Source organism: Streptomyces sp. NBC_00984 (genome assembly GCF_045162475.1).
Lineage (GTDB): Bacteria > Actinomycetota > Actinomycetes > Streptomycetales > Streptomycetaceae > Streptomyces.
In genome coordinates this window covers 16,106-29,548 of record NZ_CP108735.1, presented here as the reverse complement: position 1 = coordinate 29,548, position 13,443 = coordinate 16,106, and the positions used below count along the sequence as shown (strand labels likewise).

The window sequence follows — 13,443 nt, the reverse complement described above, 5'->3', positions numbered from 1 at the left end:
ACGGACATTCGCGTTACTGACCATGAGCGCCGGGCGGACGAGGCTTGAGGCCGTGAAGGAACGCCAGGAACGCGAGGAGAACGATCCGATGAGCACGCTGAGCGTCTGCCGACTTCAGGACGAGGCCCGCGGCTCGACCGGTCCGCGCATCCGCCGCCGGTACCGCCTGGAACACGTCCTGGTCGGCTGCGGGCTGGCCCTGCTGCCGTGGCTGGTCGTGCTGGCCAACGGGCTGCCGGGGACCGCCATCGCCTCGAACTGGTGCACCGCCTGGATCGGCCTGGACGCCTTGGAGGCGCTGGGACTGATCGCCACGGGGCTGCTGGCCATGCGCGGCCACCACCTGCACGCCCTGACGGCCACCGCCACCGCGACGCTGCTGGTGGTCGACGCCTGGTTCGACACGATGACCGCGGCACCGGGCGCGGATCAGGTCTCGGCGATAGCGATGGCGCTCGGCGCGGAACTGCCACTGGCGGTGGTGTGCGTCGTGCTGGCGGTACGAGGGTTTGCCCGCCAGACAGCCTGACCCTCGCTCCCGACCCCGCCTCCTTCCCGCACGCCGCCATCCCCTCCCCATGGGCAGAACTGTGACGGACCGTCGAAGGCATGGGCGGACGCTGCGGGAAGTGCCATGGCTCATCAACGCCTGACGACCTGCTCCTGCACCAGGAGGCAAAGCACAGGTCCGAGGCGGAGGAGACCTGCCGCACGACGCGGCTGGACAGCGCTCTGGCCTACAACCACAAGGTGCGCGGCAACGTGCTTTACCGTTCCGGGCGTTACTCGGAGGCCTGCGATGTCTACGAGCAGGCCCTGGCTGAGTTCCGCGATATGGGCGAGCGGCGTGGTGAGGTCCTCGCCCGGATCGGTTTGGTGAATTCCCGAGCCCGCCTCGGCCAGGTACGCGGACAGACCGCGGCCGACCTTGAGGAGCTGTGCACCGAGATGGACAGCATCGGCCTCCGGCATGCTCGCGCCATGGTCGACCGAGCACACGAGGAACTCGGCCTGACCCTCACGGCGGCCGGCGGCCCGCAGTGATCCTCACCGCCCCGCTTCTCCTGCTCGGCTTCCTTCGCCAGACGAGCTCGCGCGCCGCGAGTAGCCGGCCCCGTCCGCCCCTTCCTGCTGGTCGGCGGATCCGGCTGTGCGCGGCCGGTACGGTGCCGGGCGACAGCAGAACGGACCGCGGTTACCAGGTTCAGCGATCAGCAGTCGGCCCTGCCACCGCGTTCACCACTTCCTGGTGAGCTCGTCGAGGGGATCCCCGGCGTGTGTCCGGCTGACGCGGTCCGCGGCCGCGATGGCGTCCGTGATCCAGGCCCTGGCGCGCAGGGTGCTGCCGAGATGGGTGGCGAGGGCTGTGGTGATGTCCTTGAGCCGGGCGTCGCGGTTGAAGACGTCAAGGACGAACTCGGCGAGCGGTTCGAAGTCGCCGTCCTGGGCCTCCTGGACGGCGGAGGACATCGTCGAGCGTATGCGGTAGATGCCTGTGGCTTCCTTGAGTCCGCGCCAGAACCGGGCGTCGTCGTGGCCGGGGAGGTCGTTGAGGAGGGCGGCGAGCTGCTGCTCGTCGTCGGTCACGGTCGGCTCCTTCGGGTAGGCGTCTTGCTGTTCAGCGTGTGCGGGGCATGGTCATACAGGCGTGGTGATGGCACGGGTCGGTTCGGCGTTCCTCTTCGTCGGCGGGCGCGGCCTGGAGACCGGCAAACTCCACCTGGCGGCCGGTCAGGACCACGCCGGGGGCCTATCCCTGGGCCGGGCGGTCAGCGGCGGATGGTCTTGCCGTTCTTGACCTGGGTGCGGTCGTGCATCTTGTCCAGGAGGTCTCCGAGAACGGAGAGGGATTCGGAGTCGGCGTGGCCGACCTGATCCGTGACCGTGAGGGCCTGGAGGGCAGGGGCGATCTGCTGAGTCAGGGTGAGAGCATCAGGAAGCTCAGCGGCGTACACGACCTGTCCGTACTCGGGACCGTCCAGTTCGATCAGGTACCGCGGTTCCGGGTGAGGGTGCCACCGGACGTAGACGTTCAAGTGGAGCGGGGTGTTGTAGAGCTTGCCGGCGCCGAACCAGTACACGAACCCGGCGGCCTTGATGGAGTCCTCGTAGCGGTCGCCCTTCCCCGAGGGGACCGGGTCGTGGTCCAGGCGGGTCCAAACGCCGTCGGAGTACAGCCAGGGACATGGGCGCTGCTGCTCGTTGTCGGGCATGCGGTTTTCCTTCGTGGTGCTGGTCGGGCGGTTGCGGGCGTCTTCAGGAGAGGGCGTTCGGCTTGCGGGGCGGTGGGACGGCGCGCAGCAGTTCCCACAGTGGGCGTGAGCCGGCCGCCCACGCGGCGAGGGTGTGGCGGTCGACGACATGGAGCCGTTGCTGCTCGGCGAAGGTGACAGCCGGGCCGGTGACGCGGCCGTTCGTCACGATCACTGCGATGTCGGCGCCGTGGAACTGGCGGGCGGTGCCGTTGAGGACTTGAAGGTCCGGCGTGCCGACGGCGGAGCCCGCGAGGCCGTTGCGCCTGTGTTTGCACTGGATCACCCAGTGGCGGCCGTAGGGGTCGGTGGCCTTGACGTCGGCGCTTTTGTCGCCGACTCCTCCGACCTGGACCGCGTCGGTGCAGCCGACGCGGAACATCAGATCGCGTACCGCGTGCTCGAACTCGCGGTGGTCGAGCCGGTCCAGGTGTTCCACCGGGTAGCGCAACGCCTGGGCGGCCTGGGCCCTCCGACGGAACTGTGTGGTGCGGTGCCGGTGCCGCAGCAGAACCCCGGCGGCCGCGGCGGCCAGGACGACGGGCACCATCCAAGGGTGCGCGGCGAGCCAGGCGAGCAACTGCCCGGCAGCCCACAGGCCGACGACTGCGAGCAGCAGGACCTGGGCGCCACGTTGCTGGCGCTACTTGCGGGAACGGGTAGTCCGGCGTCGCACGACAGGGCGGTGTGAGGGCCTGCGTGGGGCGGGGCGGCGGGTGGCCATCGGGTGCTCCGGGAGTCAGCGGCTTGAGTCGGAGATGCCGGAGACGAGCTGGCCCAGGAACTCCAGGATCCCCTCGCCCACCGGAGTCGGAGCGATGACCACGCCCAGGGCAAGCACGATGACAACGGTGAACTTCTCATCGGTCCGGCTGCGTGCCTGCGTACGCCGCCGGAGCCGGAAGACGACGATGACGGCGAGCAGCAGCCCCAGATTGACCGTCAGCACTCTGTCTGTCCCGCCCCGGTCGGACTTCCACCATCTGAGCCCGGCCGGTACACGGCGGGCTGCTCAACCCCCCTTATGTATCCCGGATTCCCCACCCGCGCCGCCCAGTTATCGAATGCTGACGCAAAGTGACCTGTTGGCCGGAATGACCAGGCCCAGCACCCGGGCGGTGGAATCGCCGAAGCTGAAGGCGGCGAGCAGGATGCGGCCTCCGCTCCTGGGAGCTGTCATAGTCGGCGGCGTCCCGAACGGCTACCTCTACGGCCTTCATCGCGGCAAGGCAGGCCGTCTCGTAGTCGCCGAGGTCGAAGTTGATCCGCACCGTGCCGTCCAGCGCCGGGTGGAGGGGTCCGGCCAGCCGCTGACGGGCATCGAACCGAAGGATGCCCTGCGGATCGTCCACCAGCTCCCGGCCGTCTCGGGAGACCTGGCGGAAATGTTCCTGGCCCGGGATTCCGGACAGGGCGTTCGCCTCCAGCCAAGTCCATGCGTCGGAGAGACGGCCGACCAGCAGGTCGGCGCTCGTCCTTCAATGCCTGCTTCGCCCGCCCGTTGGGCTGCACCTCGATGCTGATCTTCGCGTCGTCGCCAGCCTCCTCCAGACGCTCGGCCATCTGCTTCCACGCCGCGTCCAGCACGGCGACCAGGCCTTTCAGATGCTGCTCGGCGTCCGCGTCCAGGCTCAGGCCCGCCAGGACGTCGTCGCGTACGGCCTCCCACTCCTTGCCGTCCAGCAGGCGGGCGCGCGGGTCGGACCAGCCGTACGAGGGGGAGGCGAAGATGTCCCGGCGCTTCAGGGCGCGGAAGAGCTGTTCCAGCACGCACACCACGTACGCGTCGCGGTCCACCGCCCCCTCCGGCAGATCGGCGTTGGCGTACACCGCCTTGCGCCACACCGGCGGCACCAGCTTGTCGTCGATCTCCCGCGGCAGCAGCGGCTTCTCGCTCACCCGCCGCCGGGACCGGCGGGCAGCCGCTTCACTCCGGCCAGCACCCGCTTGCCGCCGGTCGCAGCCCCCAGCGCCGAGGTCTCGCCCAGCAGCGCGAGGAACGGCTTGACGGTGTTGTAGCGCAGCGCCAGCGCGTTGCGCATGGCGATCTCCGCCGAGTCGTCGTCCTCCGGGACCAGGCTCACCACCATGGCCGCCGCACTGGACAGCACGGCCCGCGGCGCGATCTCCTCCAGCGCCCGCCACAACGCGGCCCGATCCGGGTCGCAGCCGGTCTCCTCCAGCAGCTCCAGCTCCTCGATGACCACCTTCGAGATCCTGGCCGTGATCCTGGCCGCCTTTTCCAGCTGCGGCAGCGTCCTTCACCACCTGCGTGGCATGTCCGTCCTGGCCGTCGCCGATGTGCTCGGTGTCCCGGCTGCCTCGGTCCGTTCGGACCAGAGGCACGCCCGGTACCTGCTGGAGACCGCTCTGCGCTCCGACGACAATCCCGAAGGGAACCCCCGTGACAGCCATTGACGCACTGCTGGCCCGCGCGCTGCTGCTCGAAGAACCGGCCCGGCCGCGTGACGTCGTCCGGCCGAGTACCGAGGCCGCGCCGGGTGCCCTTTCCGAGGAGGCGTCCAGGCGTCAGGACACGCTCGCCGTTGTGGCCGGCCGTGATCTGCAGGCCCTCTGCGAGATCCTGGTCTCCCGCACGCCGACCTCCGATCTGCAGGTCTTTGTGACCGAACAGATCCCCGAGCCCGCCGGGGCCCGAGTTCTGGGCTGTGTTCTCCAGCTCGCCAACGCGGCCGAGGGCGCCAGGGCCTGGTGGCAGTGCGCGGCCGGCGCCGGAGACGCCGCCGCGTACTGCCTGTACCTGCACCACCGCGCTCTCGGCGCGACCAAAGCGGCCGAGTGCTGGTACCAGCAGACCGGGCTCGACATCCCTCCCGGCTCTGAACACTCCCAGGAGCGCGGGGACACCGCCGGCCCCGTGCCGATGCTGACCTCGGGCACCAGCACGCCCACCCTCCTGAGGGTGTTCAGGAATCTGACGGGGCGGACCAGCCGCCCGCGGACCGAAGCCGTCAACGCCCTCATGCACTATCTGCCGACCGCGGTGGCCATCGGCTACGTCAACGACGAACCGGACATCGATCTGCCTTTGCCCGGCCCTGGTTTCGCCGAGCAGATTGGTGTGCTGCTCGCGGCCGCGGGCAGCACGGCTGCCCCGGCGAGACAAGGGCGACGTCCCAAGCCGCCTCTCAGGTCCCGCCGGGAGCGTGAGCACGGCCGGGCCTGGGAGGAGACCGGGCAGGCGGTGCGGGGATGACGCTGACCGGGACGAAGGAAGGAACGGGGCGGCTGGATCCGGGCGCGCTCGCACTGCGGGGGCTTGCCGGAGGCTTTGCACGCGCTTCACCATCTGTGATGGAGCAGTTACCAACGTGACTGGGGTGGGATATGTCTTCGGGAACGGGCGGGGGCTACTGGGACGAGAAGGCGCTGCCGAGCGTGTTCAAGCACGAGCTCCTCAAGCGCTACCTCTCGCCGTTTGGAGGGATGACCGGTTCGCACGCGCGCGACAAACTCGTCGTGTACCTGGACGGGTACGCGGGTGAGGGCCGGTACGAGAGCGGTGAGCCCGGGTCGGCGGAAATCGCTCTCCGGGTGGCCTCGCACCACCGTTCGCGGGGGCTGACGCTCTCCTGCTTCTTCGTGGAGCAGCAGGCGAAGTCGTTCGCGCGGCTGGAGGAGGTGGTCGCCGGGTATCAGCGGCGCGGTGTGCAGGCCGTGGCCCGGCGGGGCGGTGTCGACGACGTCCTGGACGACGTGCTGCACCAGGCGGTCCAGGCGCCGCTGTTCCTGTTTCTAGACCCGTGCGGTCTGTGTCTCCCGCTGGACCGGCTGGCGGGTGCGTTCCGGCAGAGGCCGCACCGCTGGCCTCCCACCGAGCTGCTGATGAACTTCAGCATGATGGCGGTGCGCCGGATCGGCGGGCACGTCCGGTCCTCGAAGGGCAACGAGAAGACCCTGCAGCGGTTCGATGCCGTGTGCGGCGGTACCTGGTGGCGCGAGTACTTCGCCGCCGGGCGGCCGGACGCGGCGGAGAAGGTGGCCGCCGAGTACGGGCGGCGTCTCGGCCGGCGGGCGGGGCTTTCGGTCGTGTCTGTGCCGGTGGCGCACAAGCCGGGCGACAAGCCGGTGTACCACCTGGTCTTCGGGACCCGGAGCCCGTACGGGCTGTGGGTGTTCGGGGACACGGTGGCCCGTGCGCGCGACGAGTGGTGGAAGACCCTTGAACTGCGTGAGGAGGACACGGAGATGACGCTCTTCTCCACAACGTCGCTGAAGCAGCCGGATCCGGGGGAGATCGCGGCCCGGGCAGTCCCCCACATCGCGGGGAACCTCGGTGATCTCCTGCAGCGGGAGCGCCGGCCGGTGAAGCTGGTCGACTACACCCTGGAGGTCCTCGGCCGTTACTACGGACAGGTCCCCGACCCCGTGGTCCGGAAGGCGGTCCAGCTCCTGCACAAGCAGGGCGGGACACCCAGCGACGGAGTCGGTGAGCGGCACGTCCGCAACATCGTCCTCAGGCCCGGCCCGGTCGCGGCCTGACACGGCGAAGGTCCCTGCGCAGCAGTGCCGCGCAGGGACCTTCGGCCGCTTCTTGCTCCTGGTCAGGCCGCGACCGGGAGCGGCATCTGGTCCCAGGTCCGACCGTTGAGGAGACGCCCTCCGGCCTTCGGGGTGCGCCCGCCCCACTGCTTGAAGAAGAACGCGACACCCGCGTCGAGGCAGGTGTCGCGGATCGAGGTGACCAAGGACTCGTCGAGCGGGCGGTGCGCCGGCCCGGACTCGCCACCCGCGATGACCCAGTCGATGCCGTCCAGGTCCAGGCCGTGCAGCGGGCCGAGCAGCGGCTCGCACGACAGGAACCGGACAGCCGCGGGAACCTGCCGCAGATCATCCACCCGCGGCAGCTCGGCCTTCGTCTCCACGGACACCCCCACCCACAGGTTCGAGGGCCACTCCAGCCGCGGCGCGACCTGCCGCAGCCGCCGCGCCCGCTTCGTCAGGACCTGGTAGGTGTGCTGCGGCGTATCGGCCATCACCTCGAACACCTGCCGGACGAAGTCCAGCGGTACCCGGGCGTGGAACAGGTCCGACATCGAGTTCACGAACACCACCCTCGGGCTCTTCCACCCGTACGGGACGTCCAGCGCGTCCGGGTGCAGCGTCACGTCGAACCCTGGCCCGGACGTCCGCGGATCGCCGTCGTTCTGGTACTTCGCCGCACCCATCGCCTTCAGGCGCTTCGCGAGCGCGAGCGCGTAGCAGTTGTCGCACCCGGAGGAGACGCGGTCGCAGCCGGTGGTCGGGTTCCAGGTCGCCTCGGTCCATTCGATGGCGCTGCGGTCGCTCACCGTTGTCCTCCTGCTGTTGTGCACGCTGTCGCGCGTTGTTCCGAACGGGCGCGTGTGGTCTAACGATGCCCTAGCCGGAGGCGTACCGGGGCAAGTACCCGGGTATTCACGGGTCTCTGGCCGTACCGCAACCCCGAACTCGAACTCACGTTCCAACCTAGCGGTCCGAACCTCTGCGGTCGACGCCAACGAGATATCGGCCCGTACGGCGTCGGCCCCGGCCCGTTCTGCGTATGCCCGGCGCGGCAGCCTCAAGGCGGGCTCTCCACCACCGACTGGGCCTCCCCGCCCCGGACACCTCTGCCTTCGTAAGCCCACTCATGCCATATCCCGAAGATTCGCACTTCTGCGCCGACTGCGTATCCGCTGAGAAATCCGCGCCGACATCCACCAGGCCCCCCTCACCCTCGGCTGCGCAATCGGCTGCTGGCGGCGCCTCAAGAAGCAGTGCAGATCTGAGCCCTCAGCCCGAACCGGCGACCAGTGCTTCGCCGAGCGGGGTGCGCCGGTAGAGCACTGACCGTCCGGATCGGGCGCGGACGAGCAGTCCCGCGCTTCGCAGGATGGCGAGGTGGTCTCCTACCGCGCCGGGTGTCATGGCGAGGCTGCGGGCGAGGTGGCTGGTACTGGCCGGGGCGTCCAGCGCCAACAGCAGCCGGGCTCGGGCCCGGCCGACCAGAGCGGTCAGGGCGTCCGGTTGTGGGACGGTTTCCTGTTCGCCCCACAGGGCGGCGGTGCCGCGGGCACGATAGATCAAGGTCCGGGGCCAGGGGTCTTCCGTGTGGGCGGCGATATTCCTGACGAAGACTGAAGGGATCAGCAGGAGCCCGTCGCCGGCGAGGCGGACTGTTCCGACTCGGGGGAAGTGGCCGATCTCGATGCCGCCGGCTTGCCAGGTGATGCTCGGGTGCAGGCTCTCGATGGTCGTGGCCCATCCGTGTTCGCCGATCACCCCCACCCGGTGCACGACGTCGCGCTCACAGATCGCGCGCAGTTGCGGCCAGTCCGGGGCGAGCAGTTCGTGCCACGCCCGGTCCATCGCCTCGGCGATCCTGGAGACGGCGTCCGGCGAGTCCAGCACTGCGCGTACGCGGGGATCACGGGCGGACGGGCCGGTCGCGGTGGTGGCGAATTCGTGGCGGGCCGCTTCCAGCGGTGTGGCCCGGATCATGGCCAGGTCGTCCGCCCAGGTCTGGTTGAGGCCGCGCGGGGGCGGAGCGACGAAGTTCGGTCCGCCTTGCGGGGTATACAGGGCGAGGACTGCGTTCAGTTCGCTCTCGCGGCGAAGCCGTTCAAAGGCCGGCAGGAGCCGGGTAGCCCAGGCTCGCGGCAGCGGCCTGTCTCGGCCGTCGAGCGAGCTCAGCAGGAAGCACAGGTCCATCGCGGGCGACAGTGCGAAGCGGCTGCGCAGCAGGTCCTCGACGGAGACTTCGAAGCGGAGCACCGCGCCATGCTACCGAAGGACGTCTGTTCCGATTCGTCCAGCGACGAATCATTGGTGAGTGGCGTGGGCGCACGGCGAGGCTGGGGGTCATGACTCCAACCGCCGAGCCCGCGCAGGGCAACCACCGTGCCACCTACCGGGAGGTGCTGGCCGAGCCGCGATTCCGGCTGCTCTTCTCAACCCGCGCCGTCGCGATTACTGCGGACGCGCTGCGGATCACCACGTTCTCGGTGCTGGTCTTCTCGGCCACCGGCTCCGCGCTGCTGAGCGCAGTGGCCTTCGGTATCGGCTTCATCCCGCAGCTGTTCGGTTCGCTGTTGCTGGGCTCACTGGCCGACCGACTGCCGCCCCGCGTGCTCATTACCGGCGGCTACGCCTTGACGTGCGCCGCCGCCCTGCTGCTCGCCCTGGTGCGGATGCCGGTCGCGGCAAGCCTCGGTGTCGTGGCGCTGGTCGCCCTCGCCACACCGGTGTTTCACGGCGCGTCGAGTCGGCTGGTCGCGCAGTCGCTGAAGGGTGACGCCTATGTACTGGGCCGTTCGCTGAACAACATCGCTGGCGCCGGCGCGCAATTGTTCGGCCTGGCCCTGGGAGGTGCGGCCGTCGCGGCACTCGGCCCGCGCCGGGCGCTCGCGGTCAGCGCCGTCCTTTACCTCGGCTGCGCGCTTGCTATCCGCATCGGGCTACCCCGGCTACAGCCGGGGGAGTTCGGCGGCACACCCGGCAGCGCTGGGGGCGATGGCGGGGCCGTCCGTGCAAGCCTGCAGGGTGCAGGCCTGCTGCTGCGCGGACGCACGGTGCGACGACTGATGCTGGCCCAGTGGCTACCGCCCGCGTTCGTAGCGGGCGCGGAAGGCCTCATCGTCGCCTACGCGGGAGAACGTCAATTCGCGCCCGGCTGGTACGCGGTGCTGATGGGCTGTCTGCCGGTCGGCATGCTTGTCGGTGACCTGCTGGTGGGTCGACTGCTACGGCCACGCGCCCGGGAGCGGCTGGTAGTCCCGTTGATTGCGCTGGCGGGGCTGCCACTGATCGGCTTTGCTGCCGAGCCCGGAGTGAGCGTCTCGTCCTGTCTGCTGCTGCTCAGCGGCTTCGGATACGCCTACGGTCTCGGCCTGCAACGGCCGTTCCTGGACGCCCTGCCGCAGGATGGCCAAGGCCAGGCCTTCGGCTTGCTCGGCTCCGGCAGCATGACGCTGCAGGGCGTCGGGCCGGTTTGCTTGGGCTCGGTGGCCGCAGGCATCGGAACAGGCGGCGCAATCGCCCTGGCAGGCGGCGCGGTGGCGCTTACCGCCGGCTGGATTCTCACCTGGCACCCGCCCACATCCCCGGTCCCCGTCCCGAACCACTCAACGGGATCAGAGAACGGCACCGAACAGCATGCGTGTAGTTCTCCTGCGCAGTAACCCTCGCAGGTCGGGTCGGCCTCGAGCCGATACGCACCCCACCCCCACCCCACGTTTCTCTGACAGACAGTCATTCCCGGTAGTTCATTGTGTAAGGAGTCCTTAAGCCTCGGCCCTGTCAGCCGTTGCGGACCACGTACGGGATCTTGAGACCACGGACAGCCCATGGAGGGTTCATGCCGCATGATCGATAAATTCGCGAAGGACAACCTGCACGGGAGACTGCGGCGGGACCGCGAGGCGCTGCTCTGGAAACTCGACGGCTTGTCCGAATACGACGCCCGCCGGCCTTTGACAGCGACCGGGACCAACCTCCTCGGCCTGGTCAAGCACGTGGCCACCGTCGAGACCAGGTACTTCGGCGAGGTCTTCGACCGCCCTTTCCCGGAACCGCTGCCCCGGTGGCAGGACTACAACGACAGCGATCTGTGGGCGACGGAGGACGAGACCCGCGATCAGATCATCGGGTTCTACCGGCGCACGTGGGAACACTCGGACGCGACGATCAACGAGCTTCCCCTCGACGCCCCCGGCCACGTGCCGTGGTGGCCGGAGCCTTGTCCCAACACGGCACTGTCACGTTGACTGACCGGGTGGGATGATCTTCTGGTTGGTCGTGCTGGGAGGGGTCGTCCGTGGACAGCGCATCGCCGTCGTACAAGGGGCACCGGTACCCGGTCGAGGTCATTGCCCACTGTGTGTGGCTGTACCACCGCTTCCCGCTGTCGTTCCGCGAGGTCGAGGAGCTGATGCTCGAGCGCGGCGTGGTCGTCTCCCACGAGACGGTCCGCCGCTGGTGTGCGAAGTTCGGGCAGGCCTACGCCAACGGCCTGCGCCGGAGGCGGCCCCGGCCCGGCGACAAGTGGCACCTGGACGAGGTCTTCGTGAAGATCAACGGAGAGCAGAAGTACCTGTGGCGGGCCGTTGACGCCGACGGCAACGTGCTCGACCGGTCACGACCAACCGGAGGGGTGAACCCAAGCGATTCCAGGTCCTGTCCGAGCAGTTCGGTGAGAGCCTGCTGAAGGTCCGGGTGCGGCCACGGCGGGTTCTCGGACTCCCAGCGTCTTACCTGCCGGACACCGACCCCGAGGGCTGTGGCTAGCTCTTGCTGGGAGCGGTAGCCCGCGGCGTGACGGGCTGACCGGAGACGGGTATTGCTTGCAGGCTTCGGCATGCGTGTCCTCCTGGCGGGCTCTCAAGTCAGTTTCATGGCAGGCCCTTTCAGAAGCCAGTCGTCACCCGTACGACGGCATGAAAGTCCGCTTCTGCGTCGCGAAAAGACCTCTGGAAGTCCTCGATATGCGCCCTGGCGAGGGCCAGTCTTGGCGCACCACCCAGCACGGTGCCCCCGAGGAGCCGCCACCATGCCCCCACCCAGCATCCGCACCATCCGAGCATGCAGTCTCGAAGAGGCCAGCCACACGTGGGACGCCATCCGCGTCCCCCGCAGCGTTGGCCTCGACGCCCTCGCGATCCTCGGCGGCCGGTCCGGCGCCGTCCTCGAAGACCCCCTCAATGCGGCCCTGTACTGGTTCACCGCTCCGGGAACCGCCGCAACGTGGGACGTGGCAGGCACTCGCGTACTCGATCAGACCGCGCACCTGGTCATCCCCCCGGCCAGGCGCACACAGGGCCCCGGCCCGCACTGGCGGGTGTGCCCCGGTGACGAGGCGTGGACGACGGAGGCCGCGGCCTTACGAGCCGCGCTCGAAGATGCGGCCAGTCCTGGCCGAGGGGCGGTGCGATGACGGCCACTGCTCGGAGCCATGCCTCGGCGTCCGACGCCGCGTACCGTACGCTGCTCGACCACACCTTGACCTGTGCTGCCTGCCGGGCTGGGGCGTCCTGCCCCACGATGGTCCAGCTCGGCCGTGCCTGGCGGGAGGCCCGCCGATGAGGGACAAAGCGTCGGACATAATCCCCTGCTACTGCTGGGACGTACACCCGCAGACGAGCGCCCGGTGCGTGCAGGAACCGGGGCATACGGGTGACCACTACACCCCGTACACCCGGCCGTCGTGGGACCGGCCCGGCACGTCGTGGCCCGCCGAGCCCGAGCCGAGCCGCCCTTGATCTCCCGCCCGCGGCTGCAATCGCCGGCCAGCCGCGGGCGGGTCCAGCCGTCCCGGCCAGTCGTACCCCCGTCGGCTGGCCGGGACCATCTACGGAGGGGCCATGCCCGAAAGACTCACCGACTGGCAGGCGTACGGCATCGCGTTGCTTCACCAAGAGCTGCCCGAGGCCCCTGGCCCAATCCGCCGGTTCGTCGACACCGGGGAAATCGGCGGCTCACCTCCGCTCGCGCGGAGAGCACGCCTGTTTGTGACAGGTTCTTTTGGCCCCACTCCGACATTGAAGTTGGCCCCACTGGGGGTTGAGACGGGGGCTGGTGAGGGCCGTCAACCTCGCTCCGACAAGTTGTTTTGGCCCCACCCCGAACGAGTGGGTTCCCTGTCCGGGGGAGGGGGCTGAGGCGGTAGCGTGAAACCGGCCTCGGGACTGGTAAGCCCGCATGTTGAGGTGTCGCGTATTCAGCGGCTGGGGCCGATCTTTGATTACTGACTGTCGCCGGTGGCGGTGGTCCAGCGCGGGTCAATGTGGCCCAGCCATGCGTCTTGGTCGTCCGCCAGTGGTTGCTCCAGAGGGAGGGGGAGGAACCGGCAGGCGAAGATAAGACCAGCGTCCTCTCCGTCGCCCTTGACGTGGTGGTTCCACGCATCGCGGGTTTCTGCTGATGCTTGCAGAAAGAAGAAGGTGGTTCGTCGTGGCTGACCGGTGTCAGGATGGGGCTTGCCCTCCACGGCAATCTGTCGGACGACCGTGGCTGTCAGCAGACCGGTTTCCTCGGCGACCTCTCGAAGGACCGCCTCTTCCAGTTCTTCGCCTGATTTGACTCCCCCCGCAGGAACTTGGGTGCCGACCTCGGGCATACCGATGTGGTCGAAGACCAGAACTTCGGGGACGGCGCGGTTCCGGATGACGTATGCGGCGACACGGATTCTGGGTCGGGTCATCCCGGCATTGTC

Annotated in this window: 13 protein-coding genes and 5 pseudogenes; 9 read left to right on the top strand and 9 right to left on the bottom strand. The window is 69.2% G+C overall.

Going from position 1 to position 13,443, the window contains the following annotated elements; all coding sequences use genetic code 11:
- Positions 1-52 precede the first annotated feature (52 nt).
- Positions 53-529 (top strand): hypothetical protein, encoded by a 477-nt coding sequence (locus OG520_RS39790; protein ID WP_331747610.1) that lies wholly within the window; start codon positions 53-55, stop codon positions 527-529.
- 158 nt (positions 530-687) lie between these two features.
- Positions 688-1,044 (top strand): annotated as a pseudogene (locus tag OG520_RS39785) (tetratricopeptide repeat protein); the annotation flags it as partial.
- Between the two features lie 192 nt (positions 1,045-1,236).
- Here OG520_RS39785 and OG520_RS39780 read toward each other — a convergent pair.
- The 5 genes and pseudogenes from OG520_RS39780 to OG520_RS39760 all read right to left on the bottom strand — a co-directional run.
- Entirely contained in the window at positions 1,237-1,587 is a 351-nt protein-coding gene (locus OG520_RS39780; protein WP_331747604.1) for a hypothetical protein, read from the bottom strand.
- Between the two features lie 182 nt (positions 1,588-1,769).
- Positions 1,770-2,213, bottom strand: a complete 444-nt coding sequence (locus tag OG520_RS39775) for a hypothetical protein (RefSeq protein WP_331747601.1) — start codon at positions 2,211-2,213, stop codon at positions 1,770-1,772.
- A 43-nt stretch (positions 2,214-2,256) separates the two neighbouring features.
- Entirely contained in the window at positions 2,257-2,802 is a 546-nt protein-coding gene (locus OG520_RS39770; protein WP_331749469.1) for a restriction endonuclease, read from the bottom strand.
- Between the two features lie 189 nt (positions 2,803-2,991).
- Positions 2,992-3,201: a hypothetical protein gene (locus OG520_RS39765; RefSeq protein WP_331747598.1), complete on the bottom strand. Its 210-nt coding sequence runs from the start codon at positions 3,199-3,201 to the stop codon at positions 2,992-2,994.
- Between the two features lie 539 nt (positions 3,202-3,740).
- Positions 3,741-4,510 (bottom strand): annotated as a pseudogene (locus tag OG520_RS39760) (Tn3 family transposase); the annotation flags it as partial.
- Between OG520_RS39760 and OG520_RS39755 the strand changes: the two are divergent.
- From OG520_RS39755 to tcmP, 3 genes are all read left to right on the top strand, one after another.
- Positions 4,452-4,670 (top strand): hypothetical protein, encoded by a 219-nt coding sequence (locus OG520_RS39755; RefSeq protein WP_331747590.1) that lies wholly within the window; start codon positions 4,452-4,454, stop codon positions 4,668-4,670. The pseudogene OG520_RS39760 and the gene OG520_RS39755 overlap by 59 nt on opposite strands.
- On the top strand, positions 4,657-5,469 hold the full coding sequence (locus OG520_RS39750) for a hypothetical protein (RefSeq protein WP_331747587.1): 813 nt from the start codon (positions 4,657-4,659) through the stop codon (positions 5,467-5,469). The genes OG520_RS39755 and OG520_RS39750 overlap by 14 nt, the downstream gene beginning before the upstream one ends.
- Before the next feature lie 131 nt (positions 5,470-5,600).
- Positions 5,601-6,755: a three-Cys-motif partner protein TcmP gene (tcmP, locus tag OG520_RS39745; protein ID WP_331747584.1), complete on the top strand. Its 1,155-nt coding sequence runs from the start codon at positions 5,601-5,603 to the stop codon at positions 6,753-6,755.
- Between the two features lie 62 nt (positions 6,756-6,817).
- On the opposite strand, the gene OG520_RS39740 is transcribed toward tcmP, so the two are convergent.
- Both OG520_RS39740 and OG520_RS39735 read right to left on the bottom strand, forming a co-directional pair.
- Complete coding sequence (locus OG520_RS39740; RefSeq protein ID WP_331747581.1) at positions 6,818-7,564, bottom strand: phage Gp37/Gp68 family protein; 747 nt, start codon at positions 7,562-7,564, stop codon at positions 6,818-6,820.
- 463 nt (positions 7,565-8,027) lie between these two features.
- Positions 8,028-9,008, bottom strand: coding sequence for a winged helix-turn-helix domain-containing protein (locus OG520_RS39735; RefSeq protein ID WP_331747578.1), 981 nt, complete (start codon positions 9,006-9,008; stop codon positions 8,028-8,030).
- An 89-nt stretch (positions 9,009-9,097) separates the two neighbouring features.
- Here OG520_RS39735 and OG520_RS39730 point away from each other — a divergent pair, with 89 nt between their 5' ends.
- The 3 genes and pseudogenes from OG520_RS39730 to OG520_RS39720 form a co-directional block, all read left to right on the top strand.
- Complete coding sequence (locus tag OG520_RS39730; protein ID WP_331747575.1) at positions 9,098-10,414, top strand: MFS transporter; 1,317 nt, start codon at positions 9,098-9,100, stop codon at positions 10,412-10,414.
- 183 nt (positions 10,415-10,597) lie between these two features.
- Positions 10,598-10,990, top strand: a pseudogene (locus OG520_RS39725) (DinB family protein); the annotation flags it as partial.
- Between the two features lie 59 nt (positions 10,991-11,049).
- Positions 11,050-11,364: pseudogene (locus OG520_RS39720) on the top strand (IS6 family transposase); the annotation flags it as partial.
- A 4-nt stretch (positions 11,365-11,368) separates the two neighbouring features.
- Here OG520_RS39720 and OG520_RS39715 read toward each other — a convergent pair.
- Positions 11,369-11,591 (bottom strand): annotated as a pseudogene (locus OG520_RS39715) (multiprotein-bridging factor 1 family protein); the annotation flags it as partial.
- 190 nt (positions 11,592-11,781) lie between these two features.
- Between OG520_RS39715 and OG520_RS39710 the strand changes: the two are divergent.
- The gene (locus OG520_RS39710) at positions 11,782-12,165 is read left to right on the top strand and encodes a hypothetical protein (protein ID WP_331747572.1); all 384 of its coding nucleotides are present in this window, start codon (positions 11,782-11,784) and stop codon (positions 12,163-12,165) included.
- 807 nt (positions 12,166-12,972) lie between these two features.
- On the opposite strand, the gene OG520_RS39705 is transcribed toward OG520_RS39710, so the two are convergent.
- Entirely contained in the window at positions 12,973-13,431 is a 459-nt protein-coding gene (locus OG520_RS39705; RefSeq protein WP_331747569.1) for an NUDIX domain-containing protein, read from the bottom strand.
- Between the last annotated feature and the right edge of the window lie 12 nt (positions 13,432-13,443).